This window comes from Streptomyces sp. ME02-8801-2C (assembly GCF_033793965.1).
Taxonomy (GTDB): Bacteria; Actinomycetota; Actinomycetes; order Streptomycetales; family Streptomycetaceae; genus Streptomyces.
Genome location: NZ_JARAXP010000009.1, coordinates 205,889 through 228,634, shown reverse-complemented (window position 1 = coordinate 228,634; position 22,746 = coordinate 205,889). Strand labels below are relative to the sequence as shown.

Sequence of the window (22,746 nt, the reverse complement as noted above, 5' to 3'; positions counted from 1 at the left end):
CGCCCTGTGGACAACCTCAGGCGCGGAGACAAAACCCCAGCTCGGCAGCCGTCCGCCTGCTCACCGCGGCGCAGCCGCCATCACCCCCCGAAGCTCCGCCACCTCCCGCTCCAGCTCGCGGTAGTGGTCGCTGACCTTCTGCCGGGCCGTCGGTGTGACGCGGCCCCCGTCCAGTTCGGTCAGCCGGTCGCCCAGGGCGGTGAGGCCTGTCTGCCAGTCGTGCCAGCCGTCGGCGCCCTGGGCTGCGGCCAGCTCGCCCCGGGCCGCGCGCAGGGCCTCGTGGGCCCCCTCGCGCAGCGGGACCAGGTCGGCGCGCAGCCGTTCGGTGCGTTCGCGGAGGTAGACGAGGGACTCGCCGTATCCGGCGAACGTCTCCCGCAGCTCGGTCATCGACCTGACCTGGTCCCCGAGCGCCTCCAGCCAGGGCAGGGCCACCTCGACGCCGTGCTCGGCCGCCCCGACGGTCGCCGTACGGACCTCGAGGTAGTTCTGGGACACTCCGTCCAGGTCGGCGAAGACACTCATCGCGCCGAGCGTCTGCTCGCGGATGGTGTCCGAAGGGAGTCCGTCCCCCCGGTCGAGCAGCGCCTCGATCCGCTCCAGCTCGCCCCGCACCGCCCTGCGCAGCTCCAGCAGCGCCTGATGAGCCGCGTCGGCGGTCTCGACCGGGCCGGCGACAGCCGCCAGCCCCTCGGCCTGCCGCTGGCGTCTTGCCCGACTACGCCCCCACATGCACGCCACCCCTTCCGGACGGATCGACCGCACTGAAGTCGATCTTAGGTTCGAAAGGGGTGGTTTCAGGCCGTCGGAGGTCTTTCACACGAAACCCGGACCGTACTGGAACATTCCGGCCGCCCTCAGCCCACGAAGGCGACGAACAGCAGCCACACGACAGGAGCCGTGGGAAGCAGCGAGTCCAGCCGGTCCATGATGCCGCCGTGTCCCGGCAGCAGCGTGCCCATGTCCTTGATGCCCAGGTCCCGCTTGATCATGGACTCGCCGAGGTCGCCGAGCGTCGCGCTGACCGCGACCGCGAGGCCCAGCAGCAGTCCCTGCCACCAGGTGCCGTCGTCGATCACGTACGCCATCAGCAGCGCGCCCGCCACCATCGCGAACGCGACCGCGCCGAACAGCCCCTCGCGGGTCTTGCCGGGGCTGATGCGCGGGGCGAGCTTGTGCTTGCCGAAGCGCCAGCCGATCGCGTACGCGCCCGTGTCGCTGACGACGGTCAGGAGGAGGTACGTCATGACGCGCTGCGCACCGTCGTCGGCGGTGAGCATCATCGCGACGAAGGTGGCCAGGAACGGGACGTAGAACGCCGCGAAGACGCCCGCCGTGACGTCCCTGAGGTAGCCCTCCGGAGGTTCCGTCATACGCCAGACCAGGACCGCGAGCGCGGTGAGCGCCATGGCGACCCATGCGCCACCGGGACCTCGGACGTATCCGGAGACGACCATCGCGGCCCCGCCGAGCGCCAGCGGCACCAACGGCGCCCTGATGTCCTTGCGTTCCTGGAGCCGGGACGTCAGTTCCCACAGGCCCACCACGACGGCGACCACGATCACCCCGACGAAGGCGGCCTTGACGACGAACAGCGACGCGATGATCACCGCGCCGAGTCCGACGCCGACCCCTATGGCCGCGGCGAGGTCCCGGCCCGCGCTCTTCTTCTGCGGGGCGGGGGCGGGCTGCTGGGCGTCGTCGGGCGTGGGCATGGAATCCGGCTTCTGCGGCACCGTCCCATAGGGCTGTGCCTGCGGCATCTCGTCGCGGAACAAAGGGCCGCCCGGCCGAGCGGCCCCCCGCTCGTCATCCTGGTCTCCGCCGTGTGCGGGTACGTCGGGCACGATGGGCATGGGGCGAGTCTGCTGCGCGTGCTGCGCATCGTACGCGGGACCCGCCGGGGCAGCCCCCTGGACAGGCCCTCCGTCGGACGGCCCCCAGTACCCGGCGTGGGGCGGCGCCCCCCAGGAAGAGTCGTTCATCAGACTTCGAGAAGCTCCGCTTCCTTGTGCTTGAGAAGCTCGTCCACCTGCGCGACGTACTTCGCGGTGGTGTCGTCGAGCTCCTTCTCCGCGCGACGGCCCTCGTCCTCGCCGACCTCGCCGTCCTTGACGAACTTGTCGATGGTGTCCTTGGCCTTGCGGCGGATGGACCGGATCGAGATCTTGGAGTCCTCGGCCTTGGTCCGGGCCACCTTGATGTAGTCCTTGCGGCGCTCCTGGGTGAGCTCGGGGAACACCACGCGGATGATGTTTCCGTCGTTGCTCGGGTTGACGCCGAGGTCGGAGTCGCGGATCGCCTGTTCGATGTTGCGCAGCGCGCTCTTGTCGAAGGGGGTCACCACGGCCATGCGCGGTTCGGGCACGGAGAACGAGGCCAGCTGGTTGATCGGCGTCAGCGCGCCGTAGTAGTCAGCCACGATCTTGTTGAACATCGCCGGGTGCGCACGACCGGTGCGGATCGCGGCGAAGTCCTCCTTGGCGACCACGACGGCCTTCTCCATCTTCTCCTCGGCCTCGAGGAGGGTCTCTTCGATCACCACTTGCTCCTGCGTGTCTTGAGTAGGCCCGGCTGCTGTTCTCGGTCCGCGGCCGGCTGCGTCGCGTCTTCTTCCTGCACGGTTCCCGACCGCCAGGACATTGTCCATCCCCCGCTCAGGGCCAGTCCCCGGTCAGGGCTGATCCCTTGTCAGTCCCGGCCGCTCTGGTCACCGACGAGAGTGCCGATCTTCTCACCCTTGACGGCCCGAGCGATATTGCCCTCGGTCAGAAGCTCGAAGACCAGGATCGGGAGCTTGTTGTCACGGCACAGCGTGATCGCCGTCATGTCGGCGACCTTGAGGTCCCGGGTGATGACCTCGCCGTAGCCGAGCGAGTCGAACTTGACGGCTCCGGGGTTGGTCTTCGGGTCGGAGTCGTAGACCCCGTCCACGCCGTTCTTGCCCATCAGCAGCGCCTCGGCGTCAATCTCCAGGGCGCGCTGCGCGGCGGTCGTGTCGGTGGAGAAGTACGGCATGCCCATACCGGCCCCGAAGATGACCACACGGCCCTTCTCCAGGTGTCGTACGGCACGCAGCGGGATGTACGGCTCGGCGACCTGGCCCATGGTGATGGCGGTCTGGACCCGGCTGTCGATGCCCTCCTTCTCCAGGAAGTCCTGGAGCGCGAGGCAGTTCATGACGGTGCCGAGCATGCCCATGTAGTCGGAGCGGGCCCGGTCCATGCCCCGCTGCTGGAGTTCCGCGCCGCGAAAGAAGTTGCCGCCGCCGAGGACGACGGCGATCTGGGAGCCGTCGCGCACGACGGCCGCGATCTCGCGGGCGATCTTGTGCACCACGTCGGGGTCCACGCCCAGGCCCCCACCGCCGGAGAAGGCCTCTCCGGACAGCTTCAGCATGTACCGGCCGCGCACTTTGCCGTCGTCGCTCTTCTGGGCCTTGGTGGTCATGGAGAATCTCGCCTCTTCACGTGTCACACATACGAAGAAGGCCATTGCCGGTGGGGTGTCGATCGCATCCCATGCTCGGCAATGGCCTCCTCGTCAGATCTGCTGTCGTCCGCCACGCGCGCGTGCGTGACGACGTACGCGCGCGACTGTCGTCGACCCTATAGGTATGCCTACGTGGGCCGCGCGTCGATCGCGGTACGGACTCAGATGCCGACCTTGATGCGCGTGAAGCGCTTCAGGGTGACACCGGCCTCGTCCAGGACCTTCTGGACGGACTTCTTGTTGTCCAGCGCGTACGGCTGGCCGAGCAGCGTGGCGTCCTTGAAGAAGCCGTTGAGGCGACCCTCGACGATCTTCGGCAGGGCGGCCTCGGGCTTGCCCTCGGCGCGGGTGGTCTCCTCGGCGACGCGGCGCTCGGACTCGACGACCTCGGCCGGCACGTCCTCCTTGGAGAGGTACTTCGGCGCGAAGGCGGCGATGTGCTGGGCGATGCCCTTGGCGACCTCGGCGTTGGGCTTGTCCAGCTCGACGAGGACACCGATCTGCGGGGGCAGGTCGGGCATCGTGCGGTGCATGTACGCCAGTACGAAACCGTCCGCGTACTGCGCGAAGCGGTCCAGGACGATCTTCTCGCCCAGGTTGGCGTTGGCCTCGTCGACGTACGCCTGAACCGTCTTGCCGGGCTCGATCTCGGAGGCGAGCAGCGCCTCCAGGTCGGCCGGGGAGGTCTTGGCGACGTGCTCGGCGAGCGCGTTCGCGGCAGCCTGGAACTTCTCGCCCTTGGCGACGAAGTCCGTCTCGCACTTCAGCTCGACGAGCACACCGGAGGTGTTGTCGTCGGCGATGATCGAGACGACCGCGCCGTTCTCGGCGGAACGGCCCTCGCGCTTGGCGACGCCCTTCTGGCCCTTGATGCGCAGGGCCTCTACGGCCTTGTCGACCTCGCCCTCGGCCTCGTCGAGCGCCTTCTTGCAGTCCATCATGCCGGCGCCGGTGAGCTCACGGAGCTTCTTGACGTCGGCGGCGGTGTAGTTCGCCATGATTCTCGGAGTCTCTCTCGAAGTCTGAAAGATCTGCGGATCGAACGGCGGGGGCCCGATGGAGGTGCCCCCGCCGTCGACAACCCGAAGGGGTGAGGGTCAGGCCTGCTCGGCGGCCTCGGCCGGAGCCTCGGCGACGGGGGCCTCAGCGGCGACCTCGGCCTCGGCGGGGGCCTCAGCGTCGGCAGCGGCCTCGGCGGCGGGCGCCTCGGCGTCGTCGGCCTTCTTCTCGCCCTCGAGGAGGTCGCGCTCCCACTCGGCGAGCGGCTCGGCGACGGCCTTCTCGCCCTTGTCACCGGTGTTGACGCCGGAACGGGACATGAGGCCCTCGGCGACAGCGTCGGCGATCACACGGGTGAGCAGGGTGACGGAGCGGATCGCGTCGTCGTTGCCCGGGATCTTGTAGTCGACCTCGTCGGGGTCGCAGTTGGTGTCGAGGATGGCGACGACCGGGATGTTGAGCTTCCGGGCCTCACCGACCGCGATGTGCTCCTTCTTGGTGTCCACGATCCAGACGGCGCTGGGCACCTTGGACATCTCGCGGATACCACCGAGGGTCTTCTCCAGCTTGGCCTTCTCGCGCGAGAGCACGAGAAGCTCCTTCTTGGTGAGACCCGACGCGGCGACGTCCTCGAAGTCGATCTGCTCGAGCTCCTTGAGGCGCTGCAGACGCTTGTAGACGGTCGAGAAGTTGGTGAGCATGCCGCCCAGCCAGCGCTGGTTGACGTAGGGCATGCCGACGCGGGTCGCCTGCTCGGCGATCGCCTCCTGCGCCTGCTTCTTCGTGCCGACGAACATGACCGTGCCGCCGTGGGCGACGGTCTCCTTGACGAACTCGTAGGCGCGGTCGATGTACGACAGCGACTGGAGCAGGTCGATGATGTAGATGCCGTTGCGCTCCGTGAAGATGAAGCGCTTCATCTTCGGGTTCCAACGACGGGTCTGGTGACCGAAGTGGACGCCGCTTTCCAGCAGCTCCCGCATCGTGACGACGGCCATGGCCGTTCTCCTTGTGTTTCTCGGTTGTGCCGCGGGTACCGGCCGGCACCCGCGCCTGACGCCCGATTGCGCCTTGCCACGAGGGACCGAGAGGCGCTGACACCCGCCCTGTACGGGGCCTGGTGTCGGGGCGTGCGAAGTCGACCCGGTGACCCGGATCGCCAAAAGAAGTGTACGGGACCGGCGGGGCCCCGGGTGACGCCGATATCCACAACCGGTCAGTACTCCACAGGCCCGCCCGGACCATCACGGATCACGCCAGTCTCGGCCCATGCGAGCGAACCGAGAAGCACGTCGAGGCCCGTCCCTGCTGCTGCCCCTGGTCCTGGCCCTGCTGTTGACCCTGACGGCGTCGACAGCAAGGGGAGCCGGGGCGCCCCCGCCCAGGGAACCCCCCGTCGCGGACGCACCTCCCACACCCGCGCTCGCCCGCACCTGGCCGGTGGGGAGCCGCCCCCCGGTCCTCCGAGCCTGGGAACCGCCTCCGACGCCCTACGCCGGGGGCCACCGGGGCGTGGACCTGGCAGCGGTGTCCGGCGCCCCGGTTCGCGCGGTGGCCGCGGGCCGGGTGCACTTCGCAGGCCGGGTGGCGGGCCGGGGAGTCGTCTCCGTGGAACTCTCGGGCACGGGCACCCCGCCTCTGCGAACCACGTACGAACCGGTGACGGCAGCGGTGGAGAAGGGGACGGAGGTGGCGGCGGGCGAGGTGGTGGGCACGCTGGAGCCAGGACACGGTCACTGCCCGACGACATGCGTGCACTGGGGCCTACTGAGAGGCGAAACCTACCTGGACCCCCTCACCCTCCTCCCCCCATGGCTCCTCCGCACCGGCCCGTCCCGCCTCCTACCGGTACTGACCGCACCACCACCCGCCTAGCCCGCAAACCCGCCGCCGCGGACAGCCGCGCCGCCGCACCCCGCTGCGCCCACCCGTGCCGCACCCCGCCGCGGACAGCCGTGCCGCACCCCGCTGCGGGCAGTCGTGCCGCTGGGGCGGCACGGGTGGGCGCAGCGGCACCCCGCGAGCGCGGCGAGCGAAGTCCCCCTCGGCGCCCGCACCGACTTGCGGGGACCGATTCAGCCCCGTACACCCCGCAACGCCATCCCCACAGCCGCTTCCGTGATCACCGCAGGATCCTCCGCCACCCCGAACTCGATCCGCCGCACGGCCGCGTCCACGATCCCCTGCAACAACATCGCCGCCATCCGCGGCTGCGCGTGCCCGACGTCCCGCAACGCCTCGACCACCATCGCGACCAGCGCCCCGTGCGCTGCCCGGATCTTCTCCCGGGCCCCCGCGTCCAGCTCACTCGCCGAGATCGCCACCACGGCCCGGTGCCGCCGGTCACCCACCAGGGCGAGCTGCCGGCGCACATACGCCTCGACCTTGCCCTCGGGCCCGTCCGCCGCGGCCATCGCGGCCTCGACCTCGGCCGCCCAGACCGGGAAGTCGACCTCGCACAGCTCCTCGACGACGGACGCCCGCGACCTGAAGTACTCGTAGACGGACGACCGCGCGAGACCTGTCCGTTCGGCCAGGGCCGGGAAGGTCAGCGCCTCCGTCCCGCCCTCGGACAACAGGGACCTCGCCGCGTCCAGCAGGGCGGCTCGCTGCATCGACCGGTGCTCGGCCACGGAGGCCGCTCGAATCCTTGGCACGTCAACACTGTACGGACGTGCCGCACCGGAAGGGAGACACTCCGGACTCCGGCCCGCTCAGCGACCGAAGCTCGCCAGCTTCGCGCGCAGTTGCAGGACGGACTTGGTGTGGATCTGGCTGACCCGGCTCTCGGTCACGCCCAGCACGTTGCCGATCTCCGCGAGGGTGAGCCCCTCGTAGTAGTACAGCGTCACCACGGTCTTCTCCCGGTCGGGCAGCGTGCTGATCGCCCGCGCCAGAAACCGCCGCAGCTCCCGGCCCTCGGCCACCTCGACCGGGTTGTCGGCGGCGGTGTCCTCCAGCGTGTCCATGAGGCTCAGCCGGTCCCCGCCCTCGCCGCCCGCGTGCAGCAGCTCCTCCAGCGCGACGACGTTGGCCAGGGACAACTGGCTGAACACCGCGTGGAGGTCGTCGACCCCGATGCCCATCTCGGCGGCGACCTCGCCCTCCGAAGGTGTCCGCCGCAGCCGCGCCTCCAGCGTCGCGTACGCCCGCTCCACGTTCCGCGCCTTCTGCCGCACCGACCGCGGGATCCAGTCCAGCGCCCGCAGTTCGTCGATCATCGCGCCCCGGATACGTGTGATCGCGTACGTCTCGAACTTGATCTCCCGTTCGATGTCGAACTTCTCGATCGCGTCGATCAGCCCGAACACACCGGAGGAGACGAAGTCCGCCTGCTCCACATTGGGCGGCAGCCCGACGCTCACCCGGCCGGCGACGTACTTCACGAGCGGCGAGTAGTGCAGGATCAGCTGCTCGCGCAGCCGCTCGTCACCCGTCGTCTTGTACGAACGCCACAGTTCGTCGAGCGTCGAGGGGGCGGGCGGGCGCACGTTACCGCCGTCGCGGGCGACCGGTGGGGCCGCCGCCCGGTCGGACCCGGAGGTGTGCTGGGGCATACGTCGCCTTGTGCCGTTCTGCCGTGAACCGGTGGTGTCTGGATGGGTGCCCGGGTGGGCCGTCGGTCTGTTGCGGTCTGATGTCGAATTACCCGTCTGGTCGAATTGCCTTTCCGACTCCCGGTCTGCACCGGAATCCACGTGAGCGTAGCGTGACTGAGGTGTCGCAGTGTGCGAGGACCGGGGGACGGGGTGTACGCAGATACGTTCCGCTGGACGCCCCTCGGGGTCACGACCATCGCCCTGTGTGACCATCGGAGCGGACCAACTGCGGGAAATACCAAGGGCATCGGGCATCCCCCGGACGGCCGAACACGCTCGGTCAGCATCGGTCCCGCCCGGACCGGACGGAGATCATCGCTTGGCGTGTCAACTTCCAGCCGTCGTCGTGTCGTTCGACGTAACCAAGTGATCGGAGCTCGTACAGCCTGGCGACCGCGTCGTCCTTCGCCGTCGAGGCGCCCAGCGCGATGTCGCCCACCGTCGCCGTCCCGCGCGCGGGCAGCGCGGCCAGGACGCGTTCCGCCGCCGGTTCCAGCAGGTCACGCGGGAGAACCGGTCCGCGTCGCTCGGGCGCCAGGTCGCCCATGTCACCGACCAGTTCGGCGACTTCCGCCGCGTCCGTGACCAGCATCGCGTCGCCGCGCAGGAGTTCGTGCACACCTGCGGAGAGCCCGCTGGTGGCGGGGCCGGGGACCCCTATCGTGAACCGCCCCAGCCGCTGCGCCGCCCGCGCGGTGACGAGCGAGCCGCTGCGGTACGCGGCCTCGACGACCACGGTCCCCCGGGTGAGGGCCGCGATCACCCGGTTGCGCATCACGAAGCGGCTCTGCGTCGGATGGTCACCGGGCGGCAACTCGCCCACCACAAGACCCTGCTCGGCGATCCTGGTGATCAACTGGGTGTGCCCGCGGGGGTAGGGCCGGTCGACCCCGCAGGCGAGTACGGCCACGGTGGCCCCGCCCGCCCCGAGCGCGCCCCGGTGCGCGGCCCCGTCGACCCCGTACGCGCCGCCCGACACCACCACCCACCCGTGCTCCGCGAGCCCGGCGCCGAGCGTGGCCGCCATGTGGGCTCCGTACTCGGTGCAGGCACGGGCTCCCACCACGGCGACGGACCGCAGCGCCCACATCCGCAGGCTGGGCCGCCCGCGCACCCACAGTCCCGTGGGCCGCGCGTCCCCGAGGTCGTCGAGCTGGGCCGGCCACTCCGGCGCGCCGGGCCACACGAACCGCACCCCCGCCGCCCGGGCGACGGCGAGATCCCGCTCGGGCTCGGCCTGCGCGGCCCGCGCGCACAGCCCCGCCCACCGGGTCGCGGTGACGCCGGTCAGCATCGGCCCGCCGTCCCGCAGCCGCCGTACCACCTCGACGGCCCCGCTCTCCCGGACCCAGCGCCCGGCGACCTCGTCCCCCGGTTCCACGACCCGGGTGAGAAAGACCCGGGCGAGCCCTTCCGCACCCGGCCCGCCACCCGCCTCCCCGGACGCGGCTTCACTCGCCTCGGTTCCGGCCGCGTCCCCCGTCATGTCAGCGCCCCGATGGCCATCGGCACCCCGCGCGGCACCCCCGTGCGCAGTTGCAGCGCCAGGGCGACGTCCGTCGCGTCGGGCCGGTCGTGGCCGACGAGGTCCGCGACGGTCCACGCGACCCGCAGGACCCGGTCGATCCCGCGCGCGGTGAGCACCCCGCGCTCCAGGTTCCGCTCGGCCTCCTCCATCGCGCCGGGCACCGCGTGCCAGCGGCTGCGCAGCTCCCGCCCCGGCACCTCGCTGTTGGTCCGCCACGGCGTCCCCACGAACCGCGCCGTCGCCCGTTCCCGGGCCGCCCGCACCCGCTCGGCGACCGTCGCCGTGGACTCGCCCCGAGCTCCGCACTCGACGAGTTGCGAGCGCGTGACCCGGTCCACCTCGACCCTCAGATCGACCCGGTCGAGCAGCGGACCGGAGAGCCGGGCCTGATAGCGCCGGATGACGGAGGGTGGGCACTCGCAGAGGGTGTCCCGCTGGGAGAAGCGTCCGCAGGGGCAGGGATTGGCCGCCAGAACCATCAGGAACCTCGCCGGGAACCGCACGACCCCCGCGCTCCGCGCGATCACCACGTGCCCTGACTCGAGGGGCTGACGCAGGGCGTCCAGCACCTGGCTGCCGAACTCCGGAGTCTCGTCCAGAAAGAGGATTCCGCGGTGGGCCAGCGAGACGGCACCGGGTCGTGCGACACCCTGTCCGCCGCCCACGAGAGCCTGCATGGTGGCCGAGTGGTGGGGTGCGCAGTAGGGCGCCGTGTCGATCAGGGGTTTGCCCGGTGGCAGCAGACCGGCGACCGAGTGCACGGCGGTGACCTCCAGCGACTCCTGCCGGGTGAGCCGGGGCAGAACCGCGGGCAGCCGCTCGGCGAGCATCGTCTTGCCGGCTCCGGGCGGGCCCTCCAGGAAGACGTGGTGACCGCCGGCCGCGGCCACTTCCATCGCCGTGCGCGCCGAGTGCTGGCCCACGACGTCGGCCAGGTCGTGACCGTTGTCGTACGCGGCGGCGCCCACGCTGTGCATGCCCGTGGCCGCGCCGGTGCCCGGCATCCGCAGGCCCGCCATCAGGGGGTCCGGGCGGCCGTGCTCGTCCGGTTCCTCCTCCGGCACCGGCTCGTCCGCGAGGACGGCGATCAGCTGCCGCAGACTGCGTACACCGAGCACCGACACCCCGGGGACGAGTGCGGCCTCGGCGGCGGCGCACTCCGGCACGACCACCTGTTCGTAACCCGAGTCGGCCGCCGCCAGCACCGCCGGCAGGATGCCCCGGACGGGCCGTACCCGGCCGTCGAGGCCCAGTTCGCCGATCATCACGATGTCGGCGAGGACCCTGGGGTCGATCCGCTCGGCGGCCCCGAGGACGGCCGCGGCGATGGCGAGGTCGAACCCGCTGCCGCTCTTGGGCACGGACGCCGGGCTGAGTCCCACGGTGAGCTTCTTCTGCGGCCAGGCGGCCCCGGAGTTGACGACCGCCGCCCGGACCCGGTCCTTGCTCTCCGTCAGGCTCTTGTCGGGCAGTCCCACCAGGGTGAACGCGGCGACGCCGGGTTCTAGATCTGCCTGGACCTCGACGACCACACCCTCGACGCCCACCAGCGCCACCGAACACGTACGGGCGAATCCCATCACGCCACCCCCCGCGCGTGTTCCACCACGGGCGCGCCGCGCTCGGGCAGCAGAACGCCGACCAGGTCGATACGGACGCCGCCCGGTGGCGCTCCCCCGTGTTCCTGGACCCAGCGCTCGGCGAGGCCCCGCAGCCGCTCCGCCTTGGCCGGTGTGACGGCCGCCATCGGGTGCTGGAAGGCGCCCGCCGGTCCGGCCGCCCGGCGGGTCTTGACCTCGCAGACGACGAGGGCGTCGCCGTCCCGGGCCACGATGTCGATCTCGCCGGTCCGGCCGGCGCGCCAGTTGCGGTCAAGGACCGTCATCCCGGACTCGGTCAGCCGCCGCGCGGCCAGTTCCTCGCCGTACCTGCCCAGTGCGCCGCGTTGTGCGTTGCGTGTGTTCATGTCGGCACCACCTCCGGCGCCAACAATGCGGGCACTTCAACGAGCTATTGGATCTTGGTGGACAACCTCGGCATTGTGGATAACCTCGCCACCCGCACGAGTGACGGTCAGCCGCCCGGGAGCTCCAGATCGCTCTTGTTCAGCTCCTCGATGTTCACGTCCTTGAACGTGAGCACCCTCACCTGTTTCACGAACCGGGCCGGCCGGTACATGTCCCACACCCAGGCGTCCGCCATGGACACCTCGAAGAACACCTCGCCCTGGACCGAGTGCACCTGCATCTCGTAGTCGTTGGTGAGGTAGAAGCGCCGTTCGGTCTCGATCACGTATTTGAACAGACCGACGACATCGCGGTACTCCCGGTAGAGCTTCAGCTCCATCTCGGTCTCGTACTTCTCGAGGTCCTCGGCGCTCATGGCATGTTCCCCTTCAGCCGTGCGTCCCCCCATTGTGCGCCAGTACCGCGAGCCCCTAGACGATTTCCGTGTCGAGGACCTCGGGCGTGGCCGGGGGACCTTCGTCGAGCACCTTGCGCAGGAGCTCGGCGAGTCTGGTCGGATACACCGTCTCATGTGCCCGGGTCAGTTCCTGGCACGTCCACCAACGCGCTCCGGCGACACTGCGCCGCTCCAGCTCCGTGAGACCCGTGGCCCGGGTGCTCGTCGTGTCCGTACGGGCCAGGAAGTACCACTCGTCCTGGTCCCAGCGGCGCCCCGCGAACGGGAAGGAGCATCTGCGCCGCCACAGCACCGGGCCGAGTTCGACCTCGGTGATGCCGGTCTCCTCCGCGAGTTCCCGCAATGCGGCCTCCTCGCGCGTCTCGTCGCCCTCCAGACCTCCGCCGGGTGTGAACCACCAGTCGTCGGCCGGATCGTCCGGCTCGTGCCCGTGCAGCAGCAGAATCCGGTCCCGCGGATCGAGAAGCACCACCCGGGCCACCTTGCGCACGCCGCCGGTGGACGAATCGTCCGCAGCGCCGTCCGCCTCAGCGGGCACCGGCGGGCTCCGCCACTGCGACAGCGCGCCGTTTCGCCAGCCGCCCGGCGATGGGCCCGTAGGCGCCGCCGCCCAGGACGAGCACGCCACCCACCACGACCGCGACGGTGAGCAGCCGCAGCGGACCCGGCGTGGACAGCGCCCCCAGGGGCTCGAAGCCCGTGGGACGGGGCAGCATGCCCTTCATGGGCCACACCACGGCGTCGACGCGGGCCTCCACCCCACTGCGCGACACCGTGCCGTTGAAGGCCTCGGTGAGGTGCGCCGTGGAGTCCAGGGAGCCGGTGCGCTCGTCGCCGAGCAGGAACAGGCGCCCCTCGGGAACCTTGATCGACGGAATGCCGACCAGCTCGGCGGCCTGCCCCTTGCGCAGGTAGGACTCCTGGATCTGCTTGCCGTTGACGGTCAGCTTGCCGTTCGTACAGCAGGCGATCGTGTCCCCGCCCACGGCCACGACCCGCTTGACCAGGGCCATGTCGCCCCAGCTCGCCTGCCGGAAGACCACGACGTCACCGCGCTTGATCTCGCTGCCGTCGATGCGCTGGCCGAGGACCCGGTCACCGGCCACGATGGTGGGCGACATGGAGTCGGTCGGCACCGTGTAGGGCTGGTAGAGGATCGCGCCCCAGACGAAACCGCCGAGGAAGAGCACACAGCCGAGGGCCACGGCCAGTCCCGACAGCTTGCTGCCGAGCCCGCCGCGGCCCTCGTCCGTACGCGTACGTGTCGTCGTACTGCTCATCCCAGTGGTCTCCCAGATCGCTGCCTGGGACGGCACCCTACCCGGCGGTACCCGACCCGGGAACACCGGAGTTTCCGACGGTAACGGGAGCAGTCGTACGACCGGCCGCGCGGCGCCTGCGCCACAGCACCAGCGGGACCGCGCCCGCCAGGCCCAACGCGCCCGGGGCGGCGGCGCTCAGGTTCTGGTCGAACGTGTCGGGAATCGGCAGCGTGTCCCAGCGAGTGGGCGGCCAGGCGACCACGATGGCGCGGCCGACGACGTTGCCCACGGGGACGAAGCCGTTGTTCTTGTCCTCCTGGTGGTACCGGGAGTCCAGCGAGTTCTGGCGGTGGTCACCCATGACCCAGATTTTGCCCGTGGGTACCGTGACCTTGAACTGGCCACCCTGGTCGTCGACGCTGCACGGGGTGTTCCCCGCGTACACGTACGGCTCGTCGAGTGCCTTGCCGTTGACCTTCAGCGGGCCCGTGCCGTTGCATTCGACGGTGTCGCCGCCGACGCCGATGACCCGCTTGATGAGGTCCTTCTCGTTGGCGGACGGCATCAGGCCGATCCAGCCGAGGACCCGCTGCACGGGGTTCGGTTCGACGGTCGGCTCGCCCGCCAGCCAGTCGGCGGGGTCGTGGAAGACGACGACCTCACCGCGCTCGGGCTCCGAGCCGAACCACGGGGTCAGCTTGTCGACCAGGACCCGGTCGCCCTGCTCCAGCGTGTGCTGCATGGAGTCCGAGGGGATGGAGAACGCCTGCACCAGGAACGTCTTGATCAGCAGCGCGAGGACCAGCGCGATACCGATGAGCAGCGGCAGCTCCTTCCAGAAGGAGCGCTGCTTCCTGGGCCTGTGGCCGGGTTCGTCGACGTCCTGCCCCGGATCCTCCCCGGAGTCCCCACTGCCCGTCCCGGAAGACCCTGAGCCACCTTCCAGGGGCCCCGGGGCCCCGGAGTCACTCTCGGCGGGGACGGCGTCCTCCGGGGCCGGCCGAACCGGGTCCACGGGGCGCTGTTCCTCGGGACCGTCCTGTCCGGACCGTGCGCCGACCGCCAAATCCCCCACATCCACTCCTCACTCCGAACCGCCGCCTGCGCCGGATGCGACGCAGGCCCACCACTCCCATAACGAGCGGGAGTTCCGCAGGGGTCGGGAGCGGGATCGATCCATACCGATCCGCGGAAGCCACCCTATGCGACGCGCCGAGGGCGTTGGCCGACCCGCCCGGCACCGTGGAGAACGTGTCCGGCTCCTCCAGGCGGGTCATGTGGCCGACCGGCCAGGCGATGACCATGGCCCGGCCCACGACGGAGTCCAGGGAGACGGTGCCGCCGAACCCCTCGGTGCGGTGGTAGCGGGAGTCGGCGGAGTTCGCCCGATGGTCGCCCATCATGAACAGGCGCCCCGCGGGGACCTTCACCTCGAAGGCGAAGGAGGAGGGCTTGTTGCCGGGGTGGATGTAGTTCGTCTCGTTGAGCGGCATGCCGTTGACGGTCACCCGGCCCTGGTCGTCGCAGCACTTGACGGTGTCGCCGCCGACCGCGACGACCCGTTTGATGAGGTCCTTCTCGTTGTCCGAGGGCAGCAGCCCGATGAAGGTAAGGGCCTGTTTGACCTGCTTGACGACGACCGGGTCCGCGCTCTTGGTGGCCGCCGGTTCGTCGTCGAGCCAGCCGCCGGGGTCCTTGAAGACGACGACGTCACCACGCTGGGGCTCCGAGCCGAACCAGGGGGTGAACTTGTCCACGAGAACACGGTCGCCGATCTGGATCGTGTTCTCCATCGAGCCCGACGGGATCACGAACGCCTGCACGAGGAACGTCTTCAGGACCAGGGCTATGAGGACGGCGACGCCCACCAGGAGCGGTATCTCCTTGACGGCGGAGCGCCGCCTGCGCGCCTTGACCTTGCGCTGCAGCTTGCGCCGCTCGGCCCGGCCCGGCCTGGCGGCGGCGCCGGATGCCCGGCGGGAGCCGGTGGGCAGCAGCTGGTCGGCGACGGTGGTGGGCACACCGCGCGGTTTGCCCCGGTTACCCATGGACACCGTCCGCGGCGGGCACACGCGCGTACGCGCCGGGGCGGTCCAGCCGGGTCCAGTGCTCGCGCGGCCAGGCGATCCATTCCGCCCGGCCGATCACCCTGCCGACGGGGACCATTCCGCCGCCCGGCGAACCCAGATGGTCCCGCGAGTCGCTGGAGTCGCTGCGGTGGTCCCCCAGCAGGAAGAGTCTGCCCTCGGGCACCATCACGTCGAAGGACACCGTGGACGGGCTGTCACCGGGGTAAATGAACGTCGACTCGTCGACCGACCGGCCGTTCACCTCGACTCTCCCCTCCTTGTCGCAGCAGACCACGTGGTCTCTCCCCACACCCACAACGCGCTTGATGTAGTCGGCGTGCCCGAAATAGCCGGTGCCGTCGAACACGATGACGTCACCGCGCTGCGGCTCGGCACCGAAACGGTACGCCAACCTATTTACGAGAACGCGGTCCCCGATCCTCAATCCGCCCTCCATCGAGCGGCTGGGAATTTCGAACGGCTGGAGGACGAACCTGCTGAAGAGGAGCAGAAAGAGCAGGCAGACCAGCATGGTCAGGGTGATCCGTCCACCCGGGAGCCACTCGGCCGCCCGGGACCACAACGCGAAACGCGACCGGCCCTCCGGCCCCTCGGTGTCCGAGTCTGCCTCGGATCGAACAGGGCGGGAGGAGCGGTCGCGCTCCGTCGGCTGTGCTTCGGTGTCCATCGGGGCAGGATGTTATCCGGCCTCGATGTGAGCCCTCTTTATATCGGGCTCACCAAAAGCTCAGTTGTCGCGCTTCTCCTTGATCTTCGCGGCCTTGCCGCGCAGCTCACGGAGGTAGTACAGCTTCGCGCGACGCACGTCACCACGCGTGACCAGCTCGATCTTCTCGACGATCGGGGTGTGCACCGGGAAGGTGCGCTCGACGCCGACGGAGAACGAGACCTTGCGGACCGTGAAGGTCTCGCGGACACCGGCGCCCTGACGGCGGATGACAACGCCCTTGAACTGCTGCACACGGGAGCGGTTGCCCTCGATGACGCGGACGTGGACGTTGACGGTGTCACCCGGGCGGAAGGCCGGGATGTCGCTGCGCAGCGACGCGGAGTCGACGGAGTCGAGCAGGTGAGACATTTCGTCTGCTTTCTTCGTTGATGCCACAGGTCATCAACGGGAGCTTGATTTACGGAAGGATGCTGTCCGTGCCGGGGCGGGCGTCGTGTCCCCCCGTGGCAGGGGCGCACGCCGGACGACGCACAACAGCGACCTATTCTTCCATGGCCGCTGGCCTGCGCCAAAATCGGCCGTCGGCGGAGGGCCGCCACCCCATGATGGAAAGCGTCTCGCGGTCCTTCTTGTCGAAGAGCGACGCGTCGGTCTGCTCGATCAGATCCGGCCGATTGGCCGCCGTACGACGCAGTGCCTCGTCCCTGCGCCAGCGCGCGATCTTCCCGTGGTGGCCGCTGAGCAGCACGTCCGGGATCTCCCGGCCGCGCCACTGGGGCGGCTTGGTGTAGATCGGCCCCTCCAGGAGGTTGGCCATGGCGCCCGGCGCGAAGGAGTCGTCCCGGTGCGACTCGGCGTTGCCGAGGACCCCGGGCAGCAGCCTCGCGACGGCCTCCGTGATCACCAGTACGGCCGCCTCGCCGCCGGCGAGCACATAGTCGCCGATGGACACCTCGTACACGGGCATCCGGGTGGTGTACTCGTCGATGACACGCCGGTCGATGCCCTCGTAACGGGCGGGCGTGAAGACCAGCCACGGCCGCTCGGACAGTTCGACGGCGAGCGCCTGGGTGAAGGGGCGGCCACTGGGTGTGGGCACCACGAGCGCGGGGGCCCGGGAGCCGGTCTCGAACCCGTCGGCCAGCACGTCGTCCAGCGCGTCGCCCCAGGGCTCGGTCTTCATGACCATTCCCGGGCCGCCGCCGTAGGGCGTGTCGTCGACGGTGTTGTGGCGGTCGTACGTCCAGTCCCGAAGGTGGTGCACACGCACGTTCAGCTGTCCACGCGCGCGTGCCTTGCCGACGAGCGAGACGTTCAGGGGTTCGAGGTACTCGGGGAAGATCGTGACGACGTCGAGACGCATCAGGCTCCGGCCTCCGCGGAATCCTCGTCATCCCGGGCGGACGCGACGTCTGCGTTGTCGTCGATCAGGCCCGGCGGCGGGTCGATGACCGCCCGCTGCTCCTCCAGGTCGATCTCCACGACGATCTCCTCGACGAACGGGATGTACACCTCGCTGCCGTCGGGCCGCTCCACGACGAACAGGTCCTGGGAGGGCAGGTGCGAGATCTCGGTGATGCGCCCGATCTCGGTGCCGTCGGTCAGGACCACGTCCAGGTCCATCAGCTGGTGGTCGTAGTACTCGTCCTCGCCCTCGGGCAGTTCCTCGGGGTCGACGTCCGCGATCAGCAGGATGTTGCGCAGGGCCTCGGCGCCGGTCCGGTCGCGTACGCCCTCGAAGCGCAGCAGGAGACGGCCGCTGTGGACGCGGCCGGTCTCGATGGTCAGCGGGCCCGCCGCGGCCGGGTCGGTGGCCAGGACGGCACCGGGACCGAGCCGCAGTTCCGGCTCGTCGGTACGTACCTCGACGGTGACCTCGCCCTTGATGCCGTGGGCGCGGCCCACGCGCGCGACTACGAGCTGCACTTTCTGGAATCTCCTGTTCCTACGACTACGGGCCGGGGACGGCCCATGAGGCCCTCCCCGGCCCGAGCCGGTGCTACGTGGTGATCAGCGAACCTGGTCCACGTCGACAAGGTCGACACGGACACCGCGGCCGCCGATGGCACCCACGACGGTGCGCAGAGCACGTGCGGTACGGCCGTTGCGGCCGATCACCTTACCGAGGTCGTCAGGGTGGACCCTGACCTCCAGAACGCGCCCGCGACGCAGGTCGCGCGAGGTGACCTGCACTTCGTCGGGGTTGTCGACGATGCCCTTCACGAGGTGCTCGAGAGCCTCCTCGAGCATGCTCAGGCCTCGGTCGACGTGGACTCGGCCGCAGCGTCGTCCTTCTTCTCAGCCTTCTTCTTCTGGGTGATGGCCTCACCCTTGCCCGTGTCGTCGCCGCCCAGGGCCTCGAACGACGGGCGCGTGGCCTTCGGAGCGGCCACGAGGAGCGGAGCCGGGGCGGGCAGACCCTTGAACTTCTGCCAGTCGCCGGTCAGCTTGAGGATGGCGAGAACCGGCTCGGTCGGCTGCGCGCCGACACCCAGCCAGTACTGCGCACGCTCGGTGTCGACCTCGATGCGCGAGGGGTTCTGCACCGGGTGGTACAGGCCGATCTCCTCGATGGCCCGGCCGTCACGGCGGGTACGGGAGTCGGCGACGACGATGCGGTAGTGAGGCGAACGGATCTTGCCCAGACGCTTCAGCTTGATCTTGACTGCCACGGGAGTGGGTTCTCCTGGAATTGACGTGGTTGGGCACGGCAAGGTTGCCGCGTGGGGTTGCGGTACCCGAGTGCCCGATGGACGCGTCAGCCGGAGGCGAGAGGGTTCCTGTGCGGCTGTCGAGTACAGCTGGCCATTCTGCCACACCCCGCCGGTTGCCTGAACCGGAGCCTCACCCGGCCAGGCCTGGATGGACACCCGGCGCTCCGGGTGCCCATCCGGGCCACTGCCTGCCCGCGGCCCGCGCCCATCCCCCACGTGTTCATCCGGCACCCACGAGATGCCGGGCTCGATCACGCGGCGGGACCGGCCTCAGGCGGCGCCCGCGCTCACGATCTCGGGGATCCTGAACGGCTTGCCGCAGCCACCGCACACGATCGGCGCCTGTGCCAGCACCGACGGGACGACACGCACGTTGCGACCGCAGTCGCAGACGGCCTTGACGCGCACCCCGCCCCCGGAGGAACCGTGCCGGGCGGCCGGCCCGCGGAACGTACGGGTCGTGTCGGAGGTCGTGGCGACCGTGTGCGCCTTCAGGGCCCGCTGCAGCCGCTCCATGGTGGGGCGGTAGCGCCGCTTCGCCTCGGGGTTGAGCGTGACCAGGGAGAAGCCGCTGCTGGGATGCGGTTCCTCCGGGTGGTCCAGGCCCAGTTCCTCGGCGATCGCGAGGAATCTGCGGTTGTGGTACCGGCCGGCCCGGGAGGTGTCGCGGACTCCACGGGCGGCGGCGATGCCATGGACTGCCTCATGCAGCAGTCGCTCGAAGGAGAGCGCGTGTCCACAGGCGGACGACGACTCTCCGATCAGGGACTCGGGCGCGGCAAGATCGGGCAGCTCGGGGTGGTACCGCTGAATGTCGGCCCACGCCTGCGCCAGCTCTGCGGCGAGAACAGGTGGTGTCTGTGTCGTGCTCACGTAATGACAACGAGCCTGAGTGCCGCTGTGTTCCGATTCCGGGCCATCCCAAATAATTTGCACGTACCCGTCAGTTGCCGCTGATGCGTCCTGACGAGGGCGGGTGCGCTGATCTGCGGAGAAGCCTCACAGCTCATACCAAGCCGGTGCGTAGCCCCACGTACGACCCGGCGCGTAGACGCCGTCCCCACGCCGGGACACCTGTGGCCGGCCGGTGCGCAAGAGGCGTTTCGGCCGCTCTTGTCCCCACCTCGGCAGGCGCGGGCCACGACGGCGACGTTACCCGGTGCGTCATCGGCGCCGGGGACCGACCCGTCCGCGGCGACCAGACACCGTACGGTCACCCCGCCCTCCCCGTTGCAATTGCCTGAGGCGTGAGTACGGGTGCCTTTGCCATGGCGCGATGCTACGGGCCCACGTTGCCGGCATGTGAATTCTTTTCGTGAGCACAGCGAGCACACAACCTCGGCCCGACAACCCCTGGACGACAGGACCCATGCGGAGTTTCCTGGCATACGGGGGAAGTGCGAGCGCACTGAACGGGGACCACCACATCGAAGAACAGCGGCAACTCTCGGCTGATTGGGGCGCTTTCGATGACACCTACGCTCGTGCGGCAGCACCAGCCCCACACGGGTCCGGCGACCCGTGTGGACCTGTGCACACGCGCGCGTGACTGGTCGGAGATCCAGGAGCGGATGCTCGTACCGCTCTACGAGACCGTCTACGAGCGGCTGGAAGTGAGCAGTGGCACCCGAGTGCTCGGCCTGGGCTGCGGCTCGGGCCTGGCCCTGCTGATGGCGGCCTCCAGAGGCGCCGCCGTCACCGGTGTCGAAACCTCGTCACCGCACCGGCTGAGCCTCGCCCGGCAACGGCTGCTGCCCGAATCGGCGGGCCCACGCGCGCGTACCGACATCCGGCTCATGGCAACTCCCCCCGACCGGGAGGAGGCTCCCGCCTACACCCTGGTGACCGCGTTCGAACCGATCGGCTGTCTCGCGGGCGACTCCGAGGGCCTCGGCGAGACACTCACGGCGACGGCGCCCACGGTCGGGCGGGGCACCCCCGTGGTGCTGGCGGGCTGGGGTCCCCCGGAGCGCTGCGCCACGTCGGCCGTACTGCGGGTCGCGGCCCGGCTCGCGGATCCACTGCGCGTCATCGGCGGCTGGCGGCCCTCGCTCCGCGACGACCTGGAGGAGGTCGCCCAGCGGGCCGGCCTGCGCCCGGATGGCTCCGGGCGAGTGGCGTGCCCGTTCGGGTACGCGAACATGGCCAGCGCGTTACGCGGGCTCCTGTCGACGGGACTGTTCGACGCGGCGATCACGGCGGCCGGCCAGGAACAGGTGGACAAGGAACTGGCGGAGGCGCTGCATCCGCACCAACGGCGGGACGGAACGATCTGGATGCCGAACGTCTTCCGGTACCTCATCGCCCGGACGCCGTGAAACGCCCGTAACAGCCACTGCGCCGACCGATCCGCCCAGGCGCCCTTCCTGCGAGGGGCGCCCGAGCGACGTACGGCAGCTGTCAGCCCATGAACTTCTTGAACTCGTCCGGCAGTTCGAAGTCCTGACCGGCCTGCTGGCCCGGCAGACCGAACGCACCGCCCGGAGCACCCTGAGCACCGGCGGCCCTGCGCGCGGCCTCCTCCTGCTCCTGCTGCTTGCGCTTCATCGGGTTGCCGGAACGCTGCTTGCCCTTGGCCTGCTTGGGCTGCTTCTTCGACCGACCGGGGCCGCCACCCATGCCCGGCATCCCGGGCATCCCCGGCATACCGCCGCCCTGGGCCATGCGGGACATCATCTTGCGAGCCTCGAAGAACCGCTCGACCAGGCCCTTCACCGCGCTGACGTCGACACCGGAGCCCTTGGCGATACGGGCGCGGCGCGAGCCGTTGATGATCGTCGGCTCCTGGCGCTCGGCCGGGGTCATCGACTTGATGATGGCCGCCGTACGGTCCACATCGCGCTCGTCGAGGTTGTTGATCTGGTCCTTGATCTGCCCCATGCCGGGCAGCATGCCGAGCAGCTTGCTGATGCTGCCCATCTTCCTGACCTGCTCCATCTGGGCCAGGAAGTCGTCCAGGGTGAAGTCCTGGCCCTTCTTGGACGCCAGCTTGGAGGCCATTTTCTCGGCCTCTTCCTGACTGAACGTCTTCTCCGCCTGCTCGATCAGGGTGAGCAGGTCACCCATGTCGAGAATGCGGGAGGCCATCCGGTCGGGGTGGAACGCGTCGAAGTCCTCGAGCTTCTCGCCGTTCGACGCGAACATGATCGGCTTGCCGGTCACCGAGGCGATGGAGAGCGCGGCACCACCACGGGCGTCACCGTCGAGCTTCGACAGGACGACACCGTCGAACCCGACGCCGTCCCGGAAGGCCTCGGCCGTGTTGACGGCGTCCTGGCCGATCATCGCGTCGACGACGAAGAGGATCTCGTCGGGCGAGACGGCGTCCCGGATGTCCGCGGCCTGCTGCATCAGCTCCGCGTCGATACCGAGGCGTCCGGCGGTGTCCACGATCACGATGTCGTGGACCTTGGTCTTAGCGAACTCCATGGAGTCCTTGGCGACCTTGACCGGGTCCCCGACCCCGTTGCCCGGCTCGGGCGCGTAGACCGCGACCCCGGCCCGCTCGGCGACGACGCTGAGCTGGTTGACGGCGTTGGGGCGCTGGAGGTCGGCGGCGACGAGGAGGGGCGAGTGCCCCTGGTCCTTGAGCCACTTGCCGAGCTTGCCCGCGAGCGTGGTCTTACCGGCACCCTGGAGACCGGCCAGCATGATCACGGTCGGTGGCTGCTTGGCGAAGCGGAGACGGCGGGTTTCGCCGCCGAGGATGGTGACCAACTCGTCATTGACGATCTTGAGGACCTGTTGCGCGGGGTTCAGGGCCTTGGAGACGTCAGCGCCGAGGGCGCGCTCCTTGACGTTCTTGATGAACGTCCGCACGACGGGCAGGGCCACGTCGGCTTCCAGAAGCGCGATGCGGATCTCGCGGGCCGTGGCGTCGATGTCCGCTTCGCTGAGCCGGCCCTTGCCCCTGAGGGTCTTGAAAGTCGCTTGCAGGCGGTCAGAAAGAGTATCGAACACGGCGGCGT

Annotated in this window: 26 protein-coding genes; 2 read left to right on the top strand and 24 right to left on the bottom strand. The window is 69.9% G+C overall.

The genetic code is table 11. The features are described from left to right. Positions 1 to 60 precede the first annotated feature (60 nt). The 6 genes from PV396_RS29550 to rpsB form a co-directional block, all read right to left on the bottom strand. On the bottom strand, positions 61 to 732 hold the full coding sequence (locus PV396_RS29550; protein ID WP_319209827.1) for a hypothetical protein: 672 nt from the start codon (positions 730 to 732) through the stop codon (positions 61 to 63). A 125-nt stretch (positions 733 to 857) separates the two neighbouring features. Further along, positions 858 to 1,985, bottom strand: a complete 1,128-nt coding sequence (locus PV396_RS29545; RefSeq protein ID WP_319209825.1) for a phosphatidate cytidylyltransferase — start codon at positions 1,983 to 1,985, stop codon at positions 858 to 860. Continuing rightward, positions 1,985 to 2,542 carry a ribosome recycling factor gene (frr, locus tag PV396_RS29540; RefSeq protein ID WP_055532806.1) on the bottom strand — a complete coding sequence of 186 codons (558 nt, stop codon included), beginning with the start codon at positions 2,540 to 2,542 and terminating at the stop codon, positions 1,985 to 1,987. Before frr ends, PV396_RS29545 begins: the two co-directional genes overlap by 1 nt. Positions 2,543 to 2,691: 149 nt before the next feature. Continuing rightward, positions 2,692 to 3,450 carry a UMP kinase gene (pyrH, locus tag PV396_RS29535; protein WP_319209822.1) on the bottom strand — a complete coding sequence of 253 codons (759 nt, stop codon included), beginning with the start codon at positions 3,448 to 3,450 and terminating at the stop codon, positions 2,692 to 2,694. 203 nt (positions 3,451 to 3,653) lie between these two features. Continuing rightward, positions 3,654 to 4,490: a translation elongation factor Ts gene (gene tsf / locus PV396_RS29530; protein ID WP_319209820.1), complete on the bottom strand. Its 837-nt coding sequence runs from the start codon at positions 4,488 to 4,490 to the stop codon at positions 3,654 to 3,656. Positions 4,491 to 4,589: 99 nt separating this feature from the next. Further along, a complete protein-coding gene (gene rpsB, locus PV396_RS29525; protein ID WP_319209818.1) occupies positions 4,590 to 5,489 on the bottom strand; it encodes a 30S ribosomal protein S2 in 900 nt (299 codons plus the stop codon). A 271-nt stretch (positions 5,490 to 5,760) separates the two neighbouring features. Between rpsB and PV396_RS29520 the strand changes: the two genes are divergently transcribed. After that, the gene (locus PV396_RS29520) at positions 5,761 to 6,366 is read left to right on the top strand and encodes a M23 family metallopeptidase (protein ID WP_319209816.1); all 606 of its coding nucleotides are present in this window, start codon (positions 5,761 to 5,763) and stop codon (positions 6,364 to 6,366) included. A 200-nt stretch (positions 6,367 to 6,566) separates the two neighbouring features. Here the strand turns inward: PV396_RS29520 and PV396_RS29515 are convergent, their stop codons facing one another. The 17 genes from PV396_RS29515 to PV396_RS29435 form a co-directional block, all read right to left on the bottom strand. Then, the gene (locus PV396_RS29515; protein WP_319209943.1) at positions 6,567 to 7,124 is read right to left on the bottom strand and encodes a helix-turn-helix domain-containing protein; all 558 of its coding nucleotides are present in this window, start codon (positions 7,122 to 7,124) and stop codon (positions 6,567 to 6,569) included. Between the two features lie 81 nt (positions 7,125 to 7,205). Continuing rightward, on the bottom strand, positions 7,206 to 8,048 hold the full coding sequence (gene whiG / locus PV396_RS29510) for an RNA polymerase sigma factor WhiG (protein ID WP_319209813.1): 843 nt from the start codon (positions 8,046 to 8,048) through the stop codon (positions 7,206 to 7,208). 322 nt (positions 8,049 to 8,370) lie between these two features. Next, the gene (gene dprA / locus PV396_RS29505) at positions 8,371 to 9,576 is read right to left on the bottom strand and encodes a DNA-processing protein DprA (protein WP_319209810.1); all 1,206 of its coding nucleotides are present in this window, start codon (positions 9,574 to 9,576) and stop codon (positions 8,371 to 8,373) included. Next, on the bottom strand, positions 9,573 to 11,198 hold the full coding sequence (locus tag PV396_RS29500) for a YifB family Mg chelatase-like AAA ATPase (protein WP_319209807.1): 1,626 nt from the start codon (positions 11,196 to 11,198) through the stop codon (positions 9,573 to 9,575). The genes dprA and PV396_RS29500 overlap by 4 nt, the downstream gene beginning before the upstream one ends. Next, positions 11,198 to 11,584 carry a YraN family protein gene (locus PV396_RS29495; RefSeq protein ID WP_319209805.1) on the bottom strand — a complete coding sequence of 129 codons (387 nt, stop codon included), beginning with the start codon at positions 11,582 to 11,584 and terminating at the stop codon, positions 11,198 to 11,200. The genes PV396_RS29500 and PV396_RS29495 overlap by 1 nt, the downstream gene beginning before the upstream one ends. 107 nt (positions 11,585 to 11,691) lie before the next feature. Continuing rightward, a complete protein-coding gene (locus PV396_RS29490) occupies positions 11,692 to 12,000 on the bottom strand; it encodes a DUF2469 domain-containing protein (protein ID WP_003965949.1) in 309 nt (102 codons plus the stop codon). A 55-nt stretch (positions 12,001 to 12,055) separates the two neighbouring features. Beyond that, positions 12,056 to 12,580: an NUDIX hydrolase gene (locus PV396_RS29485; protein WP_319209803.1), complete on the bottom strand. Its 525-nt coding sequence runs from the start codon at positions 12,578 to 12,580 to the stop codon at positions 12,056 to 12,058. Then, positions 12,570 to 13,322 carry a signal peptidase I gene (lepB, locus tag PV396_RS29480; RefSeq protein ID WP_319209800.1) on the bottom strand — a complete coding sequence of 251 codons (753 nt, stop codon included), beginning with the start codon at positions 13,320 to 13,322 and terminating at the stop codon, positions 12,570 to 12,572. The genes PV396_RS29485 and lepB (PV396_RS29480) overlap by 11 nt, the downstream gene beginning before the upstream one ends. A gap of 37 nt (positions 13,323 to 13,359) precedes the next feature. After that, the gene (lepB, locus tag PV396_RS29475) at positions 13,360 to 14,379 is read right to left on the bottom strand and encodes a signal peptidase I (protein ID WP_319209797.1); all 1,020 of its coding nucleotides are present in this window, start codon (positions 14,377 to 14,379) and stop codon (positions 13,360 to 13,362) included. Next, positions 14,270 to 15,352 carry a signal peptidase I gene (lepB, locus tag PV396_RS29470; RefSeq protein ID WP_319209795.1) on the bottom strand — a complete coding sequence of 361 codons (1,083 nt, stop codon included), beginning with the start codon at positions 15,350 to 15,352 and terminating at the stop codon, positions 14,270 to 14,272. Before lepB (PV396_RS29470) ends, lepB (PV396_RS29475) begins: the two co-directional genes overlap by 110 nt. Next, on the bottom strand, positions 15,345 to 16,061 hold the full coding sequence (lepB, locus tag PV396_RS29465) for a signal peptidase I (protein WP_319209793.1): 717 nt from the start codon (positions 16,059 to 16,061) through the stop codon (positions 15,345 to 15,347). The genes lepB (PV396_RS29470) and lepB (PV396_RS29465) overlap by 8 nt, the downstream gene beginning before the upstream one ends. A gap of 60 nt (positions 16,062 to 16,121) precedes the next feature. Beyond that, positions 16,122 to 16,472, bottom strand: coding sequence for a 50S ribosomal protein L19 (gene rplS, locus PV396_RS29460; protein ID WP_013000407.1), 351 nt, complete (start codon positions 16,470 to 16,472; stop codon positions 16,122 to 16,124). A gap of 133 nt (positions 16,473 to 16,605) precedes the next feature. After that, on the bottom strand, positions 16,606 to 17,427 hold the full coding sequence (trmD, locus tag PV396_RS29455) for a tRNA (guanosine(37)-N1)-methyltransferase TrmD (protein ID WP_319209790.1): 822 nt from the start codon (positions 17,425 to 17,427) through the stop codon (positions 16,606 to 16,608). Further along, positions 17,427 to 17,990 (bottom strand): ribosome maturation factor RimM, encoded by a 564-nt coding sequence (rimM, locus tag PV396_RS29450; protein ID WP_319209787.1) that lies wholly within the window; start codon positions 17,988 to 17,990, stop codon positions 17,427 to 17,429. The genes trmD and rimM overlap by 1 nt, the downstream gene beginning before the upstream one ends. An 84-nt stretch (positions 17,991 to 18,074) precedes the next feature. Beyond that, positions 18,075 to 18,314, bottom strand: coding sequence for an RNA-binding protein (locus tag PV396_RS29445; RefSeq protein ID WP_319209785.1), 240 nt, complete (start codon positions 18,312 to 18,314; stop codon positions 18,075 to 18,077). Between the two features lie 2 nt (positions 18,315 to 18,316). Beyond that, complete coding sequence (gene rpsP, locus PV396_RS29440; RefSeq protein ID WP_319209782.1) at positions 18,317 to 18,736, bottom strand: 30S ribosomal protein S16; 420 nt, start codon at positions 18,734 to 18,736, stop codon at positions 18,317 to 18,319. Between the two features lie 312 nt (positions 18,737 to 19,048). After that, positions 19,049 to 19,651 (bottom strand): hypothetical protein, encoded by a 603-nt coding sequence (locus PV396_RS29435; RefSeq protein WP_319209780.1) that lies wholly within the window; start codon positions 19,649 to 19,651, stop codon positions 19,049 to 19,051. Between the two features lie 596 nt (positions 19,652 to 20,247). Between PV396_RS29435 and PV396_RS29430 the strand changes: the two genes are divergently transcribed. Beyond that, complete coding sequence (locus PV396_RS29430) at positions 20,248 to 21,096, top strand: SAM-dependent methyltransferase (protein ID WP_319209777.1); 849 nt, start codon at positions 20,248 to 20,250, stop codon at positions 21,094 to 21,096. Positions 21,097 to 21,178: 82 nt separating this feature from the next. On the opposite strand, the gene ffh is transcribed toward PV396_RS29430, so the two are convergent. Further along, positions 21,179 to 22,738: a signal recognition particle protein gene (gene ffh, locus PV396_RS29425; RefSeq protein ID WP_319209775.1), complete on the bottom strand. Its 1,560-nt coding sequence runs from the start codon at positions 22,736 to 22,738 to the stop codon at positions 21,179 to 21,181. Positions 22,739 to 22,746 lie beyond the last annotated feature (8 nt).

Excerpts from the sequence above, each read along its gene's own strand:
- PV396_RS29550 (WP_319209827.1), bottom strand. The coding sequence starts at position 732 with ATGTGGGGGCGTAGTCGGGCAAGACGCCAGCGGCAGGCCGAGGGGCTG.
- PV396_RS29545 (WP_319209825.1), bottom strand. The coding sequence starts at position 1,985 with ATGAACGACTCTTCCTGGGGGGCGCCGCCCCACGCCGGGTACTGGGGG.
- pyrH (WP_319209822.1), bottom strand. The coding sequence starts at position 3,450 with ATGACCACCAAGGCCCAGAAGAGCGACGACGGCAAAGTGCGCGGCCGG.
- tsf (WP_319209820.1), bottom strand. The coding sequence starts at position 4,490 with ATGGCGAACTACACCGCCGCCGACGTCAAGAAGCTCCGTGAGCTCACC.
- rpsB (WP_319209818.1), bottom strand. The coding sequence starts at position 5,489 with ATGGCCGTCGTCACGATGCGGGAGCTGCTGGAAAGCGGCGTCCACTTC.
- PV396_RS29520 (WP_319209816.1), top strand. The coding sequence starts at position 5,761 with ATGCGAGCGAACCGAGAAGCACGTCGAGGCCCGTCCCTGCTGCTGCCC.
- whiG (WP_319209813.1), bottom strand. The coding sequence starts at position 8,048 with ATGCCCCAGCACACCTCCGGGTCCGACCGGGCGGCGGCCCCACCGGTC.
- dprA (WP_319209810.1), bottom strand. The coding sequence starts at position 9,576 with ATGACGGGGGACGCGGCCGGAACCGAGGCGAGTGAAGCCGCGTCCGGG.
- PV396_RS29500 (WP_319209807.1), bottom strand. The coding sequence starts at position 11,198 with ATGGGATTCGCCCGTACGTGTTCGGTGGCGCTGGTGGGCGTCGAGGGT.
- PV396_RS29495 (WP_319209805.1), bottom strand. The coding sequence starts at position 11,584 with ATGAACACACGCAACGCACAACGCGGCGCACTGGGCAGGTACGGCGAG.
- PV396_RS29490 (WP_003965949.1), bottom strand. The coding sequence starts at position 12,000 with ATGAGCGCCGAGGACCTCGAGAAGTACGAGACCGAGATGGAGCTGAAG.
- lepB (WP_319209800.1), bottom strand. The coding sequence starts at position 13,322 with ATGAGCAGTACGACGACACGTACGCGTACGGACGAGGGCCGCGGCGGG.
- lepB (WP_319209795.1), bottom strand. The coding sequence starts at position 15,352 with ATGGGTAACCGGGGCAAACCGCGCGGTGTGCCCACCACCGTCGCCGAC.
- lepB (WP_319209793.1), bottom strand. The coding sequence starts at position 16,061 with ATGGACACCGAAGCACAGCCGACGGAGCGCGACCGCTCCTCCCGCCCT.
- rplS (WP_013000407.1), bottom strand. The coding sequence starts at position 16,472 with ATGTCTCACCTGCTCGACTCCGTCGACTCCGCGTCGCTGCGCAGCGAC.
- trmD (WP_319209790.1), bottom strand. The coding sequence starts at position 17,427 with ATGCGTCTCGACGTCGTCACGATCTTCCCCGAGTACCTCGAACCCCTG.
- PV396_RS29445 (WP_319209785.1), bottom strand. The coding sequence starts at position 18,314 with ATGCTCGAGGAGGCTCTCGAGCACCTCGTGAAGGGCATCGTCGACAAC.
- PV396_RS29430 (WP_319209777.1), top strand. The coding sequence starts at position 20,248 with ATGACACCTACGCTCGTGCGGCAGCACCAGCCCCACACGGGTCCGGCG.